General features: G+C 69.5%; 12 protein-coding genes, 2 tRNA genes and 1 pseudogene. 10 read left to right on the forward strand and 5 right to left on the reverse strand.

From position 1 onward, the window contains the following. Positions 1-88 precede the first annotated feature (88 nt). A complete protein-coding gene (locus BN1555_RS21135) occupies positions 89-691 on the forward strand; it encodes a biotin transporter BioY (RefSeq protein WP_093800848.1) in 603 nt (200 codons plus the stop codon). A gap of 57 nt (positions 692-748) precedes the next feature. Here the strand turns inward: BN1555_RS21135 and BN1555_RS21140 are convergent, their stop codons facing one another. Next, entirely contained in the window at positions 749-2,188 is a 1,440-nt protein-coding gene (locus BN1555_RS21140; protein WP_093800849.1) for an amino acid permease, read from the reverse strand. 160 nt (positions 2,189-2,348) lie between these two features. Here BN1555_RS21140 and BN1555_RS21145 point away from each other — a divergent pair, with 160 nt between their 5' ends. Both BN1555_RS21145 and BN1555_RS21150 read left to right on the forward strand, forming a co-directional pair. Beyond that, entirely contained in the window at positions 2,349-2,837 is a 489-nt protein-coding gene (locus BN1555_RS21145) for a ribose-5-phosphate isomerase (RefSeq protein WP_093800850.1), read from the forward strand. Between the two features lie 73 nt (positions 2,838-2,910). Beyond that, positions 2,911-3,720, forward strand: coding sequence for an Fpg/Nei family DNA glycosylase (locus tag BN1555_RS21150; protein ID WP_093800851.1), 810 nt, complete (start codon positions 2,911-2,913; stop codon positions 3,718-3,720). Between the two features lie 107 nt (positions 3,721-3,827). Here the strand turns inward: BN1555_RS21150 and BN1555_RS21155 are convergent, their stop codons facing one another. Then, positions 3,828-5,087, reverse strand: a complete 1,260-nt coding sequence (locus tag BN1555_RS21155) for a GNAT family N-acetyltransferase (protein ID WP_093800852.1) — start codon at positions 5,085-5,087, stop codon at positions 3,828-3,830. A gap of 106 nt (positions 5,088-5,193) precedes the next feature. Between BN1555_RS21155 and BN1555_RS21160 the strand changes: the two genes are divergently transcribed. Beyond that, positions 5,194-6,339 (forward strand): PP2C family protein-serine/threonine phosphatase, encoded by a 1,146-nt coding sequence (locus BN1555_RS21160; RefSeq protein ID WP_093800853.1) that lies wholly within the window; start codon positions 5,194-5,196, stop codon positions 6,337-6,339. On the opposite strand, the pseudogene BN1555_RS21165 reads toward BN1555_RS21160, so the two are convergent. Then, a pseudogene (locus BN1555_RS21165) lies at positions 6,234-6,947 on the reverse strand (cation:proton antiporter); the annotation flags it as partial. The gene BN1555_RS21160 and the pseudogene BN1555_RS21165 sit on opposite strands and share 106 nt — an antisense overlap. A gap of 174 nt (positions 6,948-7,121) precedes the next feature. Continuing rightward, positions 7,122-8,327, reverse strand: coding sequence for an acyltransferase family protein (locus BN1555_RS21170; RefSeq protein ID WP_093800854.1), 1,206 nt, complete (start codon positions 8,325-8,327; stop codon positions 7,122-7,124). 516 nt (positions 8,328-8,843) lie between these two features. Here BN1555_RS21170 and BN1555_RS21175 point away from each other — a divergent pair. Further along, complete coding sequence (locus BN1555_RS21175) at positions 8,844-9,038, forward strand: hypothetical protein (protein ID WP_093800855.1); 195 nt, start codon at positions 8,844-8,846, stop codon at positions 9,036-9,038. Between the two features lie 107 nt (positions 9,039-9,145). Here the strand turns inward: BN1555_RS21175 and BN1555_RS21180 are convergent. Next, positions 9,146-9,219, reverse strand: a tRNA-Gly gene (locus BN1555_RS21180). A 140-nt stretch (positions 9,220-9,359) separates the two neighbouring features. On the opposite strand from BN1555_RS21180, the gene BN1555_RS21185 reads away from it, so the two are divergent. The 5 genes from BN1555_RS21185 (at position 9,360) to clpX (ending at position 14,013) form a co-directional block, all read left to right on the forward strand. Then, positions 9,360-9,436, forward strand: a tRNA-Pro gene (locus BN1555_RS21185). A gap of 176 nt (positions 9,437-9,612) precedes the next feature. Then, the gene (gene tig, locus BN1555_RS21190) at positions 9,613-11,004 is read left to right on the forward strand and encodes a trigger factor (RefSeq protein ID WP_176710091.1); all 1,392 of its coding nucleotides are present in this window, start codon (positions 9,613-9,615) and stop codon (positions 11,002-11,004) included. Between the two features lie 248 nt (positions 11,005-11,252). Continuing rightward, the gene (locus BN1555_RS21195) at positions 11,253-11,858 is read left to right on the forward strand and encodes an ATP-dependent Clp protease proteolytic subunit (RefSeq protein WP_093800857.1); all 606 of its coding nucleotides are present in this window, start codon (positions 11,253-11,255) and stop codon (positions 11,856-11,858) included. Positions 11,859-11,900: 42 nt separating this feature from the next. Then, positions 11,901-12,572, forward strand: coding sequence for an ATP-dependent Clp protease proteolytic subunit (locus BN1555_RS21200; RefSeq protein WP_093800858.1), 672 nt, complete (start codon positions 11,901-11,903; stop codon positions 12,570-12,572). Between the two features lie 148 nt (positions 12,573-12,720). After that, a complete protein-coding gene (gene clpX / locus BN1555_RS21205; protein ID WP_093800859.1) occupies positions 12,721-14,013 on the forward strand; it encodes an ATP-dependent Clp protease ATP-binding subunit ClpX in 1,293 nt (430 codons plus the stop codon). The last annotated feature ends 48 nt before the right edge of the window (positions 14,014-14,061 follow it).

Raw genomic sequence — 14,061 nt, forward strand, 5'->3', positions numbered from 1 at the left:
GGCCACTGATGGTGATCGCTCGTTAACCCCTGGGCTACGGTCACGGTGTCCCTTCCCGCCCGCACCCTTCCTCACCCGCGGAGTCCCGATGAGCACTGCTGCCGCCCCCGCCCGTTCCGGAGCGGTCCTCGCCGACCTGCTGCCGTCCGCCACCACCGCCGGCCGGGCCCTCGCCCGCGACGCGGTCCTGGTGCTCGGCGGCGCCGCGCTCACCGGCATCGCGGCCCAGATCGCCGTCCCGGTCCCCGGCTCCCCGGTCCCCGTCACCGGCCAGACCTTCGCGGCGCTGCTCGTCGGCACCGCCGTCGGCGCCCGCCGCGGCTTCCTCTCCCTCGCGCTGTACGCCCTGGTCGGCATGGCCGGGGTGCCGTGGTTCGCGGGCGGCACCTCGGGCGCGGGCGGCGCGTCCTTCGGCTACGTACTCGGCATGCTGCTGGCCGCCACCGTGGTCGGCGCGCTGGCCCGCCGGGGCGGCGACCGCTCCGTGCTGCGCACCGCGGGCACGATGGTGCTGGGCTCGGCGGTCATCTACGCCGTCGGCGTGCCGTACCTGGCCTTCTCGGCCGGCATGTCGCTGAGCGCGGCCGTGGCGGCGGGCCTGGTCCCGTTCCTCCTCGGCGACGCGCTGAAGGCGGTGCTGGCGATGGGCGCGCTGCCGGCGGCGTGGAAGCTGATGGGCGACCGCGGCTGAGTCCGCCCGTACGGACGACGAAGGGCCCGTGCCCCATGGGAGGCGCGGGCCCTTCCGTCACTCCGTCTGCGCCTTCTGCCCGCGCTTCACCTTCTCGCGGACGAACGCGATACCGACGACGACGACCGCCACCAGCAGCGACAGCAGCACCTGTTCGCGCGCCGCGTCGTCGAACGCCATGTAGACGATCACAAACATGATCATCGCGGCGGTCGCCCACGTCAGGTACGGGAAGAGCCACATCTTCACGATCAGCTTCTCCGGCGCCTCGCGCAGGATGATGCCGCGCATCCGCAGCTGCGTGAAGCAGATGACCAGCCACACGAACAGCGCCACCGCGCCCGAGGAGTTCAGCAGGAACGCGAACACCGTGTCGGGCCACTTGTAATTGAAGAAGACGGCGACGAAGCCGAAAGCGACCGACGACAGGATCGCGGCCCGCGGCACGCCCTTCCCGTTCGTACGGGCGAACGACTTCGGCGCGTCACCGCGCTGGCCGAGCGAGAACGCCATGCGCGAGGCGGTGTAGAGCCCGGAGTTCAGGCACGACAGCACGGCCGTCAGCACGATGACGTTCATGATCTGACCCGCGTGCGGGATCCCGATCGAGTTGAGGGCGGCGACGTACGAACCGTCCTTCAGGATCGACTTGTCGTTCCACGGCAGCAGCGTGAGCACCACGAAGATCGAACCGAGGTAGAAGACGCCGATGCGCCAGATCACGCTGTTCGTGGCCTTGGTGACGGCCCGCTGCGGGTCCGACGACTCGCCGGCCGCCAGCGTGACGATCTCGCTGCCCATGAACGAGAAGACGACCATCAGCACACCGGTCAGGATCGCGCCGTACCCGTGCGGGAAGAACCCGCCGCTGTCCGTCAGGTGCGCGAATCCGGCGCCCGGGTTGTCGGACCCCGGCAGCACACCGAACACGGCCAGCAGGCCGATCACCACAAAGCCGCCGATCGCGACGACCTTGATCCCGGCGAACCAGAACTCGAACTCGCCGTACGACGAAACCGACGCCAGGTTCGTGGCGGTCAGCACGACCATCACGATCAGCGCCCAGCCCCACTGCGGTACGGCCGGTATCCACCCTTCGAGGATCTTCGCGCCGGCCGTCGCCTCGACCGCCAGCACCACGACCCAGAAGAACCAGTACAGCCAGCCGATGGAGAAGCCCGCCCAGCGTCCGAGCGCGCGGTCGGCGTACGCGGAGAACGAACCGGACGTCGGGTTCGCGGCGGCCATCTCGCCGAGCATCCGCATGACGAAGACGACCATCGCACCGACGAGCGTGTACGACAGCAGAATCGCAGGACCGGCGGCGGCGATACCGCCGCTCGACCCCACGAAGAGGCCGGCGCCGATCACACCGCCGATGGCGATCATGGACAAATGGCGGTTTTTGAGACCGGCCTGGAGACCGTCGGAGACCTGCGGATTCCCTGGTTCTTCAGGGTTTCCGCCTGCCTTCGCAAGGGTCGGCTGCGCGCTCATGCACAATCCTTAGCTTCTCGGGTTACGAGCCCCCGCATTCAAACCGGAACTCACGCGGGACGGAAGACCCGATTCCGGATCGTTGTACGGAATCCGAAGCACGACGCCCGTCCTCACCCCGGCGACAGCTACCCGGCGGCGCCCGTGCCACACTCGTCCCATGCGCGTGTACCTCGGTTCCGACCATGCCGGATACGAACTCAAGAACCATCTCGTCGAGTGGCTGAAGGCCCACGGGCACGAGCCCGTCGACTGCGGCCCCCACCTCTACGACGCCCTGGACGACTACCCGCCGTTCTGCCTGCGTGCCGCGGAGAGGACCGCCGCGGACCCGGAGAGCCTGGGCATCGTGATCGGTGGCTCCGGCAACGGCGAGCAGATCGCCGCGAACAAGGTCAAGGGCGTACGGGCCGCGCTGGCCTGGAGCGAGCAGACGGCGGCGCTCGGCCGTGAGCACAACGACGCCAACGTGCTCTCGATCGGCGGCCGGATGCACACCGAGCAGGAGGCCACGAAGTTCGTGGAGATCTTCCTCTCCACCCCCTACTCCGGCGAAGAGCGCCACCAGCGCCGCATCGACATGCTGGCGGCGTACGAGCAGACCGGCGACCTTCCCCCGATCCCGGCCCACCACCCCCAGCAGCCGTAACCCCGCTCCCGTCCCGCACCGTCGCACAGGCCGCGGTGCGGGACGGGCCGCCGCCCGACGGAGACGCAGACCCATGCCCGAGGGGCACACCATCCACCGCCTCGCGGACGACCACCGCGCCCGCTTCGCGGGCTCCCCGGTACGTGTCACCAGCCCCCAGGGCAAGTTCGCGGACAGCGCCGCCCTCCTGGACGGCACCCGCCTGGAAGCCGCCGAAGCCCACGGCAAGCACCTCTTCCTCGGCTTCGAGGACACCGGCTGGATCCACATCCACCTCGGCCTCTTCGGCAAGCTCGGCTTCGGCGCGGCGCCCGCCCCGCCCCCGGCCGACACGGTGCGCCTGCGCCTGGTCGACGCCGGCCACTACGCCGACCTCCGCGGTCCCACCACCTGCGCCCTGATCACCGACGGCGAGAAGCAGGCGATACACGACCGCCTCGGCCCCGACCCCCTCCGCGAGGACGCCGCCCCCGACCGGGCCTGGCAGCGGGTCTCCCGCAGCCGCACCACCGTCGCCGCGCTCCTCATGGACCAGAAGGTCGTCGCCGGCGTGGGCAACGTCTACCGCGCCGAAGTCCTCTTCCGGCACGGCATCGACCCGTACCGCGCGGGCAAGGACCTGACCCGCCGCGAGTGGGACGCGATCTGGGCGGACCTGGTCGTCCTCATGCGCGAGGGCGTACGCAACAACCGCATCGACACCGTCCGGCCCGAGCACATGCCCGAGGCGACGGGCCGGCCGCCCCGCGTCGACGACCACGGCGGCGAGGTCTACGTCTACCGCAGGGCGAACCTGCCCTGCCACATCTGCGGCGGCGAGATCCGCACCGCCGCTCTGGCCGCCCGCAACCTCTTCTGGTGCCCGGCCTGCCAGGCCCGCTGACCCGCACCGCACCGGACGCCTCGCCCCCGCCTCGCCCGGCGCGGCACCGACCCTCAAGCCCCCGCGACAGCACCGCCCGAGGCCGCCCCCCCCAGAGCCCCAGAGCCTCAGAACCCGTGCGGAAGCCAGGGCGCGACCCCCGCCCCGAACGCCACCGACGCCTCCGCCAGCGCCCCCGGCCGCAGCTCCCGCACCCGCCCCGCCGCCGCCAGCGCGGCCAGGCCGACGCCGCCGAGGTACGCCTCACCCAACTCCCGTACGGACAGCGCGAGATCCGCCGCCTGGTCCGTCCGCTTGCACGACGCACCCCCCTTGGCGTCGCCGGTCAGCCGCCAACGCCCCCCGTTCCAGGGGCAGAAGGAGTCCGTCACCTCCAGCACCACATCCACCGGCGCCTGGTACGCACGCGCCTCCAGCGCCGCCCCCACCTCCACCAGCCGCACGTACAGCGAATCCCGCAGCCGTACGTCGCACCGCCGGATGTCCGAGACAAGGTGCTGCCAGGCATCGTCCACGGGCCGGTTCCGCGCCCGGATCCTCGACGTCAGGTCGATGTCGAACAGGAAACGCCACAGCGCCGCGTACGCCGCCGGGTCGAGCGCCTCCAGATCCCGCAGCAGGACCGCGCCATTGGGACCCGCCGTGTCCCACTCCGGCTTGACCTGGAACCGGACGTACCCGACGACGTCCCCCGTACCCTCCGCCTCCCCGTTGCCCCCGCCCCGCTCGGCCAGTACGCACCGCAGCGGCGACGCGCCCCCGCGCCCGCTCTCCGGGTCGAGCAGCGGCAGCCGCTCCCAGTGCGGCCGGCGCGCGAGCATCCCGGGCCGGCCCGTCACGTTCCGCGCGTACACCGCCTCGCACACGTCCCGCGCACCGGCCGGTTCCGCGGACCTCAGCCGTACGTCGTCCGTCCCCGCCGACACCGCCAGCCGCACCCGTGACGTGTCGATCTCCGCCGACAGCTGCTGCGTCGCGGCGCCGTACCCGAAGCGGCCGTAGATCGCGGGCTCCGAAGCGGTCAGCAGCGCGACCGGCTCCCCCCATGCCCGTACGTCGTCGAGCTGGCGCCGCATCATCGCGGTCAGGATCCCGCGCCGCCGGTGCGTCGTCGCCACGCTCACGACGCTCACGCCGGCGGCCGGCACCAGGGCGCCGCCCGGCACGGACAGGCGGAAGGTGTACGCGCCCGCCGTGCCGACGCACTGATCCCCGTCCCAGACACCCACGCAGCGGGCAGGTTCGGTCAGCGCGCGGTCGAGTTCCCGGGCCTCCGCCTCCTGCGCCACGCCCCCGAAGGCCAGTTCGAAGGCCGCGTACCAGTCGTCCCACTCCGATGCCCGTAACACACGTAAGTCGGTGGTCATATGCCATCCCTACCAGGCCCCTGGCACAAGGGCGACCCGATTTCGAACACAATGTCATAGGGGTCCCCCTGCGGAGCACCGGCCGGGGTGGATAGGGTCCAGCGCAATGGCAGGTGGAGTGGGAACCGAATCGTTCTCGGCCCGGACGCGCAAGTCTGCGCACCGGGCCCGTGTCGCGCTGCGCAAATCCGGCGTCGACTACTTCCGGGGCGACGGCTCGGACTGGATCGCCCTGGCCGGCCTCCTCCTGACGGTCCCGGCGATCGCCGTCGGCACGATCGCGTCGCCGGTCTGGTGCGCGCCGTCCCTTCTGGTGCTCCCGATCGTGGCCGGCGGCCTCCTGCTGCGCCCGGCCAGCCTGCTCGGCCTGTACGCCGCCGCGGCCACCGCGCTGATCGTCGAGTCGATCGTCCTCGGCCCCTACACGCAAGGCGCGGCCCGCGTCACCCCCGGAACCGTCCTCACCGTCGCGGCCTGCGGCTTCTTCGGCCTGATCATCGCCCAGTTCAGGGCCAGGGTCGGCGTCCCCTGGCGGCGCGGCGGCACGATGCTCTTCGACCTCCGCGAACGCATCCGCGTCCAGAGCGCGCTGCCCCGCCTCCCGAAGAACTGGCACAGCGAGATGGCGCTGCGCCCCGCCGGCGGCCAGTCCTTCTCGGGCGACTTCGTGGTCGCGGCCCGCACGAACGGCGGCAGCACCCTGGAAGTCGTCCTCACCGACGTGTCCGGCAAGGGCATGGACGCGGCATCGCGCGCCCTGCTCCTGTCCGGTGCCTTCGGCGGCCTCCTCGGATCGCTCCCGCCGCACGGCTTCCTCCCCGCCGCCAACGGCTACCTCCTGCGCCAGGACTGGGACGAGGGCTTCGCGACCTCCATCCACCTGGTCCTGGACCTGGACTCCGGCGACTACGAACTCCTGTCGGCGGGCCACCTCCCCGCACTCCAGCTCCACGCGGGCAGCGGCCGCTGGGAGGAGAAGTCCGGCGAGGGGCCGCTGCTCGGCGTGTACGACGGCGCGCAGTTCGACCCGTGCAAGGGATCACTGGCACCCGGCGACGTACTGATGCTGTTCACGGACGGCCTGGTGGAAGCGTCCGGCCGGGACATCGCCGAAGGCATCGACCGCCTGACCGGCGAGGCCGACCGCTACGTGACGCCGGGCTTCCAGGGCGCCGCGTGGCACCTGATCGAAGCGGTGGCCAAGGACGTCAACGACGACCGCGCCCTCCTCCTGATCTGCCACGGCGCGTAACGAGACGGCCGGCCGCACCGCGTCAGCCCACCAGCTCCCGCCCGCGGCCCGGCCCCGGATCCGCTCCCGCCGCCCGGCAGCACCTTCGCCAGCCAGTGCGACCGGCCCGCCGCCAGCGGGCCCAGCACCGCGAGCAGCAGCACGTACCCCGCGATGAACGGCGAAAGCCGCTCGTCCAGGCCCGCGCCCGCCGCCATCGTGGCGAGGACGAGCGCGAACTCGCCCCGCGCCGGCAGCGTGGTCGAGATGTTCGCCGCAGGGCCCGCCCCGAAGCCGTGGATACGGGCAGCGGCCAGCCCCGCCACGACATTCATGACCAGCGTCACCGCGACGGCGGCCAGTACCGGCCAGAGCACCACCGGCAGGCCGCCCGGGTCGATCGACAGCCCGAAGGCGAAGAAGATCGCGCCGAACGCGTCCCGCAGCGGGTGGGCCAGCTTCATGATCCGCTCGCCCGAACTCGTACTGCCCAGCATCAGGCCGACCATGAAGGCGCCGATCGCGTCCGCGACCCCGAACCACTCCGAGACCCCGGCGACGAAGACCGCGGCCCCCAGGAAGGAGATGACGAGCAGTTCGTTGTCCTTCGTCCCGATCAGCCGCCCGACCGCCTTCCAGGAACACCCGGAGCCGGGCCCGGGAGGCGGGCCCGCACACAGCACGGACCCCGGTCCTCTCCTCACGTTCGACGAGAGGACCGGGGTCCGTTTCACGCTCGCGCAGGAAGAGGCGCGCCACCCTTCCGGGGTCGGAGCCCGGGTCTGCCCGGAAGCCCGGTCCTTCTAGGAGGCCTTGCCCACGGGGCGGCGCTCCCGCCGCCGGGCGTCCTCGGCCGGGTCGCGGAGGAAAGCCCAGTTCATCTCGGGCTCCATGGACCAGCGGAACAGCCGCCGCACGGGCGGAGTGCACATCAGGGTGACCGCGACGGCGATCGCGACGGTCAGGAAGACCTCGCCGAGCGGGCTGGAGAGCCAGGGGTACGAGTCGAACAGCCCCGCGTAGTTGGCGCCCTTCACCAGGAAGCCGTGCAGCAGGTATCCGCCCAAGGTGCCGGCGCCCAGCACGGTGAACCACATCGTGCGGCCCGGGACCCAGGACAGGAAGCAGGCCGTCAGAAGCAGCGAGCAGCCGAAGAGCGCGAAGGTCATGACGATCCCGGTCCACCACGGAGCGCCCCTGTCCTGAGCGGCACTGCTGTGGTAGAACCACCCGAGCTCGAGACGGGGGGCGGCCCAGTACGCGAAGGCCAGCGTGGACAGGACGACGGGAACGGCCAGCAGCCTGACCTCGCGGCGCCGCACCATCTTGAAGTGCTCGGGCTTCAGCAGCAGGCCGAGCACGAAGAACGGCAGGAACTGCAGGACGCGCTGGAGGTTGAGGTCGTCTCCGATGTCGGGGGTCACGGAGGCGAGGACGGCGATGGCGAGCGCGACCGGCAGGGGGTGGCGGAGCGAGCGCCAGATCGGGGTGGTCAGCCGCCAGACGAACAGCGCGACCAGGAACCAGGTCAGGTACCAGGGGTCGAGCAGGCTGATGGAGTGGCCGGGGTCGTCGTCCGCCCACCGTTTGAAGAGGCTGTAGACGGTCTCGAAGATCAGATACGGCACGGCGACGCCCGTGATCAGGCGCTGGACCTTCTTGGGTCTCAGGTCGAAGCCGCGCGAGAAGTAGCCGGAGATGATGATGAAGGCCGGCATGTGGAAACTGTAGACGACCATGTAGAGCGCGCGGGTGGCGCGGCTGCCGTCCATCACCGGCTCCCACATGTGCGCCACCGCCACGAGCACGATCGCCAGGTACTTGGCGTTGTCGAAGAACGCGTCGCGCTGCTTCGGAGCGGGGGCGGGGGCGGGGGCGGACACGGCGGTGGGGACCGGGGCCGGGGCGGGGGTGGCGGGCGCGAGGGTCCGTGCGAGCGGTGTTTCGGGCTCCTGCTCCCGGGCCGGGGGGAGCGGGGCCCTCTGATATCCGTGCGGAGCGTGAAACATCTGAGGCACCCTAGCGTCGCCGGATGGATTCCGTAAAACCTCGTTCCCGGCCCTTTGTCATTCATGTGAGTGGCCTGTGAGCAGAGAAGTCGACATGGCGATGAGCTCTTATGGTGTGGCTCACATTTTCGCCCCCGTATGGGGTAACTCATCCCGACTAAATAGTGCATACCGCCAGTAGGTGACTCTGGCGATATGTCCCGCTTGCTACCTCTTTTTCGACCGGCGTCATGTGACCGTCCGTGCAATTCGAATTTCCAGCGAATGTGATGTGTGGGTAGCGAAACGATCAGGATTATCAATCCCCGGACGGGGCATCGGAGTGGGTGGCGCGCATGTGCGGCGCCCGCGCCCCGGCGTGTACGCCGGACCCCCTCGCGGCGCCAACCGTTCACCAACGTTCCGTCACCCGGCAGCCGCCGCTGGTGAGTTGGTGGCACGATGGTCCCTGCGGGAGTGCGCCGGGCCGTGCGCTCCCGGGCCGGCAAGGCGGACCGACCGAGGGTGTGATCAGTTGTGGCCATTTCACTGTCTGTGGTGCTTCTGTTGGCGATCGTCCTGGTGGTGTTGATCCGCGGGGGCTCGATCAAGGCGGGACCGGCGGTGGTGGCCGTTCTCTTCGGCTTCTTCCTCGCGTCCACGGGCATGGCGCCGTCGATCAACCGCTTCATGAACTCGATAGCGGAAACCATCAACCAGATCAGCTTCTGAGTGGCGCGGGCGGCCGGCGCCGCCGGGCGTTCCGGCCGGACGTCGAGGCTCCGGAAACACCTCCGGCCCGGCTCGGTGACGTTGTCACCGAGCCGGGCCGGAGGCCGTGGAGCGGGCGACGGGAATCGAACCCGCGTAGCTAGTTTGGAAGACTAGGGCTCTACCATTGAGCTACGCCCGCACAGTACGCACCGCAGGTCGTGCGACCGCGGCACGAAGAGCATCGTAGCGGGTTCCGGGCCCGCGGTGCACACCCGGCGGGCCCCTCGTAAAGCGGGGGACCGCACTGTCTGCGGGCATGTACCCTACGTGTCGCACCGACGGGGTGTGGCGCAGCTTGGTAGCGCGTCCGCTTTGGGAGCGGAAGGTCGTCGGTTCGAATCCGGCCACCCCGACCATCACCAGGCATGATCCCGTGCGATCCCGATCAGGATCGCGTTGTGGGAGTCTTCCTGCTTGCCGTTACTATGCAGAGTGCGGGTCCGTGTGTCTGATGTACCGGGCCCGATCGGCGAAGCCGCCTCCCGCGCGGCCCAGCAGAACCTCAGAAGTCAGCCCCCAAGGAGACCGAACCGTGAAGAGCGCCGTGGAGACCCTGAACCCGACCCGGGTTCGGCTCAGCATCGAGGTGCCCTTCGAGGAGCTCAAGGACAGCCTCGACGCGGCGTACAAGAAGATCAACCAGCAGGTCACGGTGAAGGGCTTCCGCAAGGGCAAGATCCCGAACCGAGTCATCGACCAGCGGTTCGGCCGTGGTGCTGTGCTGGAGGAGGCCGTCAACGACGCCCTTCCGAAGTTCTACACCGAGGCTGTCAACGAGGGTGAGCTGAACGTTCTCGGCCAGCCCGACGTCGACATCACCGAGCTGAAGGACGGCGAGCTGCTGTCCTTTACCGCAGAGGTCGACATCCGCCCGACGATCGAGATCCCGGACTACTCCGGCATCGAGGTCGAGGTCGACGCGGTCGAGGTCAAGGACGAGGACGTCGACAAGGCCGTGGAGGACCTGCGCGCGCGCTTCGCCTCCACCAACCCGGTCGAGCGCCCCGCCGCCGACGGTGACGTCGTGACGATCGACCTGGAGGCCAAGGTCGGCGGCGAGGTCCTCGAGGACGGCGTCGCCGAGGGTGTCTCGTACACCATCGGTTCCGGCGAGCTCCTCGACGGCATCGACGAGGCCGTGACCGGCCTGGAGGCCGGTGGCGAGGCCACCTTCACCTCCTCGCTCAAGGGCGGCAGCGCCGAGGGCAAGGAGGCCGAGGTCACCGTCAAGGTCACCGCGGTCGCCGCCCGCGAACTGCCCGAGCTGGACGACGACTTCGCGCAGATGGCCAGCGAGTTCGACACCCTCGACGAGCTCAAGGCCGACAGCCGCAAGCGCCTCGAGAACATGAAGCAGTACGACCAGGCCACGCAGGCCCAGGAGCGCGTCCTGGAGAAGCTGCTGGAGCTGGTCGAGGTCCCGATCCCCGAGAAGCTGCTCGAGGACGAGGTCAAGACCCGCAAGCACAACCTGGAGCACCACCAGCTCGGCCAGATGGGTCTGGACATCGAGAAGTACCTCGAGATCCAGGGCAAGTCGGCCGAGGAGTTCGACGCCGAGCTGAGTGAGCAGGCGGTCAAGGGCATCAAGACGCAGTTCGTCCTCGACGAGCTCGTCAACAAGGAGAAGCTGAACGTCAACCAGGAGGAGCTCACCGAGCACCTCATGCGGCGCGCGCAGTCCTCCGGCATGAGCCCCGACCAGTTCGCCCAGGCCGTCGTCGAGGGTGGCCAGGTGCCGATGCTCGTCGGCGAGGTCGCCCGCGGCAAGGCGCTCGCCGTCGTCGTCGAGGCCGCCAAGGTCACCGACACCAACGGTGAGGCCGTCGACCTGGAGGACGACGAGGACGAGGCGGCCGAGACCGCCGACGCCGCCGAGACCGTCGAGGCCTCCGCCGAGGCCGAGAAGACGACCGAGGCCTGAGCTTCGGTCTGACTGTCTGATCCACGAGGACGGGCCCGGACGCGTGACGCGTCCGGGCCCGTCCTCGTACGCGGGTGCGGGCCCGGACCTTGCGCTCCCAGCGAACAGTTCGGGAAGCGGGATGGCGTTGTCCCACCTGCGCGTTAGGGTCCATGAAGAGGAGAGTGGGGAGTCCCCGCCCTCCGGTACGAAGACGCTGAGACGGTTGAAGCCGTCAGAGACGAGCAGGTGTATACGTGACGAATCTGATGCCGTACGCCGCGGGTGAGCCGTCCATCGGTGGAGGCCTCGGCGACCAGGTCTACAACCGGCTGCTCGGCGAGCGGATCATCTTCCTCGGCCAGCAGGTCGACGATGACATCGCCAACAAGATCACAGCGCAGTTGCTCCTCCTTGCCGCGGACCCCGACAAGGACATCTACCTCTACATCAACAGCCCCGGCGGTTCGGTGACGGCGGGCATGGCGGTCTACGACACCATGCAGTACATCCCGAACGACGTGGTCACCATCGGCATGGGCCTCGCGGCCTCGATGGGCCAGTTCCTGCTGACCGGCGGCACCGCGGGCAAGCGCTTCGCGCTCCCCAACACCGACATCCTGATGCACCAGGGCTCGGCCGGCCTCGGCGGTACCGCCTCGGACATCAAGATCCAGGCCGAGCAGCTGCTGCGCACGAAGAAGCGCATGGCGGAGATCACCGCCCGGCACTCGGGCCAGAGCGTCGAGACGATCATCCGCGACGGTGACCGCGACCGCTGGTACACCGCGGAGGAGGCCAAGGAGTACGGCCTCATCGACGAGATCATCAGCCTTGCCTCGGGCGTTCCGGGCGGCGGCGGTACCGGGGCCTGATCCCCGCAGCCGAGCCTCCCCAGCCCACCGAACGCCACCAGGATGGTGAAAACCCACATGAACGACTTCTCCGCGAGCGGCCTCTACACCGGCCCGCAGGTGGACAACCGCTACATCGTGCCGCGCTTCGTCGAGCGCACCTCGCAGGGCGTGCGCGAGTACGACCCGTACGCGAAGCTCTTCGAGGAGCGCGTCATCTTCCTCGGCGTGCAGATCGACGACGCCTCCGCCAACGACGTCATGGCGCAGCTGCTGTGCCTGGAGTCGATGGACCCGGACCGCGACATCTCCATCTACATCAACAGCCCCGGCGGCTCCTTCACGGCCCTCACGGCCATCTACGACACGATGCAGTTCGTGAAGCCGGACATCCAGACGGTCTGCATGGGACAGGCGGCCTCCGCCGCGGCCGTGCTGCTCGCCGCCGGTACGCCGGGCAAGCGCATGGCACTGCCCAACGCGCGTGTGCTGATCCACCAGCCGTCCTCGCAGACCGGCCGCGAGCAGCTCTCCGACCTGGAGATCGCGGCGCAGGAGATCCTCCGGATGCGCTCGCAGCTGGAGGAGATGCTTTCGAAGCACTCCACCACGCCGATCGAGAAGATCCGCGACGACATCGAGCGCGACAAGATCCTGACCGCCGAGGACTCGCTTGCGTACGGTCTGATCGACCAGATCGTGTCCACGCGCAAGAACGCGCCCGTGGGCGCCTGACACGCGGTAGCCCGCCCCTTGGCGCAGTACACGTCAATGTGAACCGCGCCAAGGGGGGCCCGAACGGGGGGCCAGGCAAGGTACCGTCGAATATGAGGCACCAGGAGTCGCTGAACGTGGCGTCTCCCAGGCGAAGGGGAAGCACCTCGTGGCACGCATCGGTGATGGCGGCGATCTGCTCAAGTGCTCGTTCTGCGGCAAGAGCCAGAAGCAGGTGAAGAAGCTCATCGCAGGTCCCGGTGTGTACATCTGCGACGAGTGCATCGACCTCTGCAACGAGATCATCGAGGAGGAGCTCGCAGAGACCTCCGAGGTGCGGTGGGAGGAACTCCCCAAGCCGCGGGAGATCTATGAGTTCCTCGAGGGTTACGTGGTCGGCCAGGAGCCGGCCAAGAAGGCCCTCTCGGTGGCGGTCTACAACCACTACAAGCGCGTTCAGGCCGGCGAGAACGGCGGCGGCGCGGGCCGCGACGACGCGATCGAGCTGGCGAAGTCGAACATCCTCCTGCTGGGCCCCACGGGTTCCGGCAAGACGCTGCTGGCCCAGACGCTGGCGCGCATGCTCAACGTCCCGTTCGCCATCGCGGACGCGACGGCGCTGACGGAGGCCGGGTACGTCGGCGAGGACGTCGAGAACATCCTCCTGAAGCTGATCCAGGCGGCCGACTACGACGTCAAGAAGGCCGAGACCGGGATCATCTACATCGACGAGATCGACAAGGTCGCCCGCAAGAGCGAGAACCCGTCGATCACGCGCGACGTGTCGGGTGAAGGCGTGCAGCAGGCCCTCCTCAAGATCCTTGAGGGCACGACGGCCTCGGTCCCGCCGCAGGGCGGCCGCAAACACCCGCACCAGGAGTTCATCCAGATCGACACGACGAACGTGCTCTTCATCGTGGGCGGCGCCTTCGCCGGCCTCGAGAAGATCATCGAGTCGCGGGCGGGCGCCAAGGGCATCGGCTTCGGCGCGACGATCCGCTCCAAGCGGGAGATCGAGGCGAGCGACCAGTTCCAGGAGGTCATGCCGGAGGACCTGGTGAAGTTCGGGATGATCCCCGAGTTCATCGGCCGTCTCCCCGTCCTGACCTCGGTCCACAACCTGGACCGCGAGGCGCTGCTCCAGATCCTCATCGAGCCGCGCAACGCGCTGGTGAAGCAGTACGAGCGGCTCTTCGAACTCGACGGTGTGGAGCTGGAGTTCGAGCGCGAGGCGCTGGAAGCGATCGCGGACCAGGCGATCCTCCGCCAGACGGGCGCGCGTGGCCTGCGCGCCATCATGGAGGAGGTCCTGATGTCGGTGATGTACGAGGTCCCGTCCCGCAAGGACGTGGCCCGCGTCGTCATCACGGCCGACGTGGTCCACAGCAACGTCAACCCGACGCTGGTCCCGCGCGAGCCGCGCATCATCAAGAACGACGGCCGCCACGAGAAGTCCGCGTAGCGGTTCGGTACGTACGGCGAAGGGGCGCCCGGCGAAGTCTCGCCGGGC

Source organism: Streptomyces sp. Wb2n-11, assembly GCF_001049855.1.
GTDB classification, from domain to species: domain Bacteria; phylum Actinomycetota; class Actinomycetes; order Streptomycetales; family Streptomycetaceae; genus Streptomyces; species Streptomyces altiplanensis.

Bases quoted from the DNA above. Each gene is read 5' to 3' on its own strand.
- BN1555_RS21135 (WP_093800848.1), top strand. From the start codon at position 89: ATGAGCACTGCTGCCGCCCCCGCCCGTTCCGGAGCGGTCCTCGCCGAC.
- BN1555_RS21140 (WP_093800849.1), bottom strand. From the start codon at position 2,188: ATGAGCGCGCAGCCGACCCTTGCGAAGGCAGGCGGAAACCCTGAAGAA.
- BN1555_RS21145 (WP_093800850.1), top strand. From the start codon at position 2,349: ATGCGCGTGTACCTCGGTTCCGACCATGCCGGATACGAACTCAAGAAC.
- BN1555_RS21150 (WP_093800851.1), top strand. From the start codon at position 2,911: ATGCCCGAGGGGCACACCATCCACCGCCTCGCGGACGACCACCGCGCC.
- BN1555_RS21155 (WP_093800852.1), bottom strand. From the start codon at position 5,087: ATGACCACCGACTTACGTGTGTTACGGGCATCGGAGTGGGACGACTGG.
- BN1555_RS21160 (WP_093800853.1), top strand. From the start codon at position 5,194: ATGGCAGGTGGAGTGGGAACCGAATCGTTCTCGGCCCGGACGCGCAAG.
- BN1555_RS21170 (WP_093800854.1), bottom strand. From the start codon at position 8,327: ATGTTTCACGCTCCGCACGGATATCAGAGGGCCCCGCTCCCCCCGGCC.
- BN1555_RS21195 (WP_093800857.1), top strand. From the start codon at position 11,253: ATGCCGTACGCCGCGGGTGAGCCGTCCATCGGTGGAGGCCTCGGCGAC.
- BN1555_RS21200 (WP_093800858.1), top strand. From the start codon at position 11,901: ATGGTGAAAACCCACATGAACGACTTCTCCGCGAGCGGCCTCTACACC.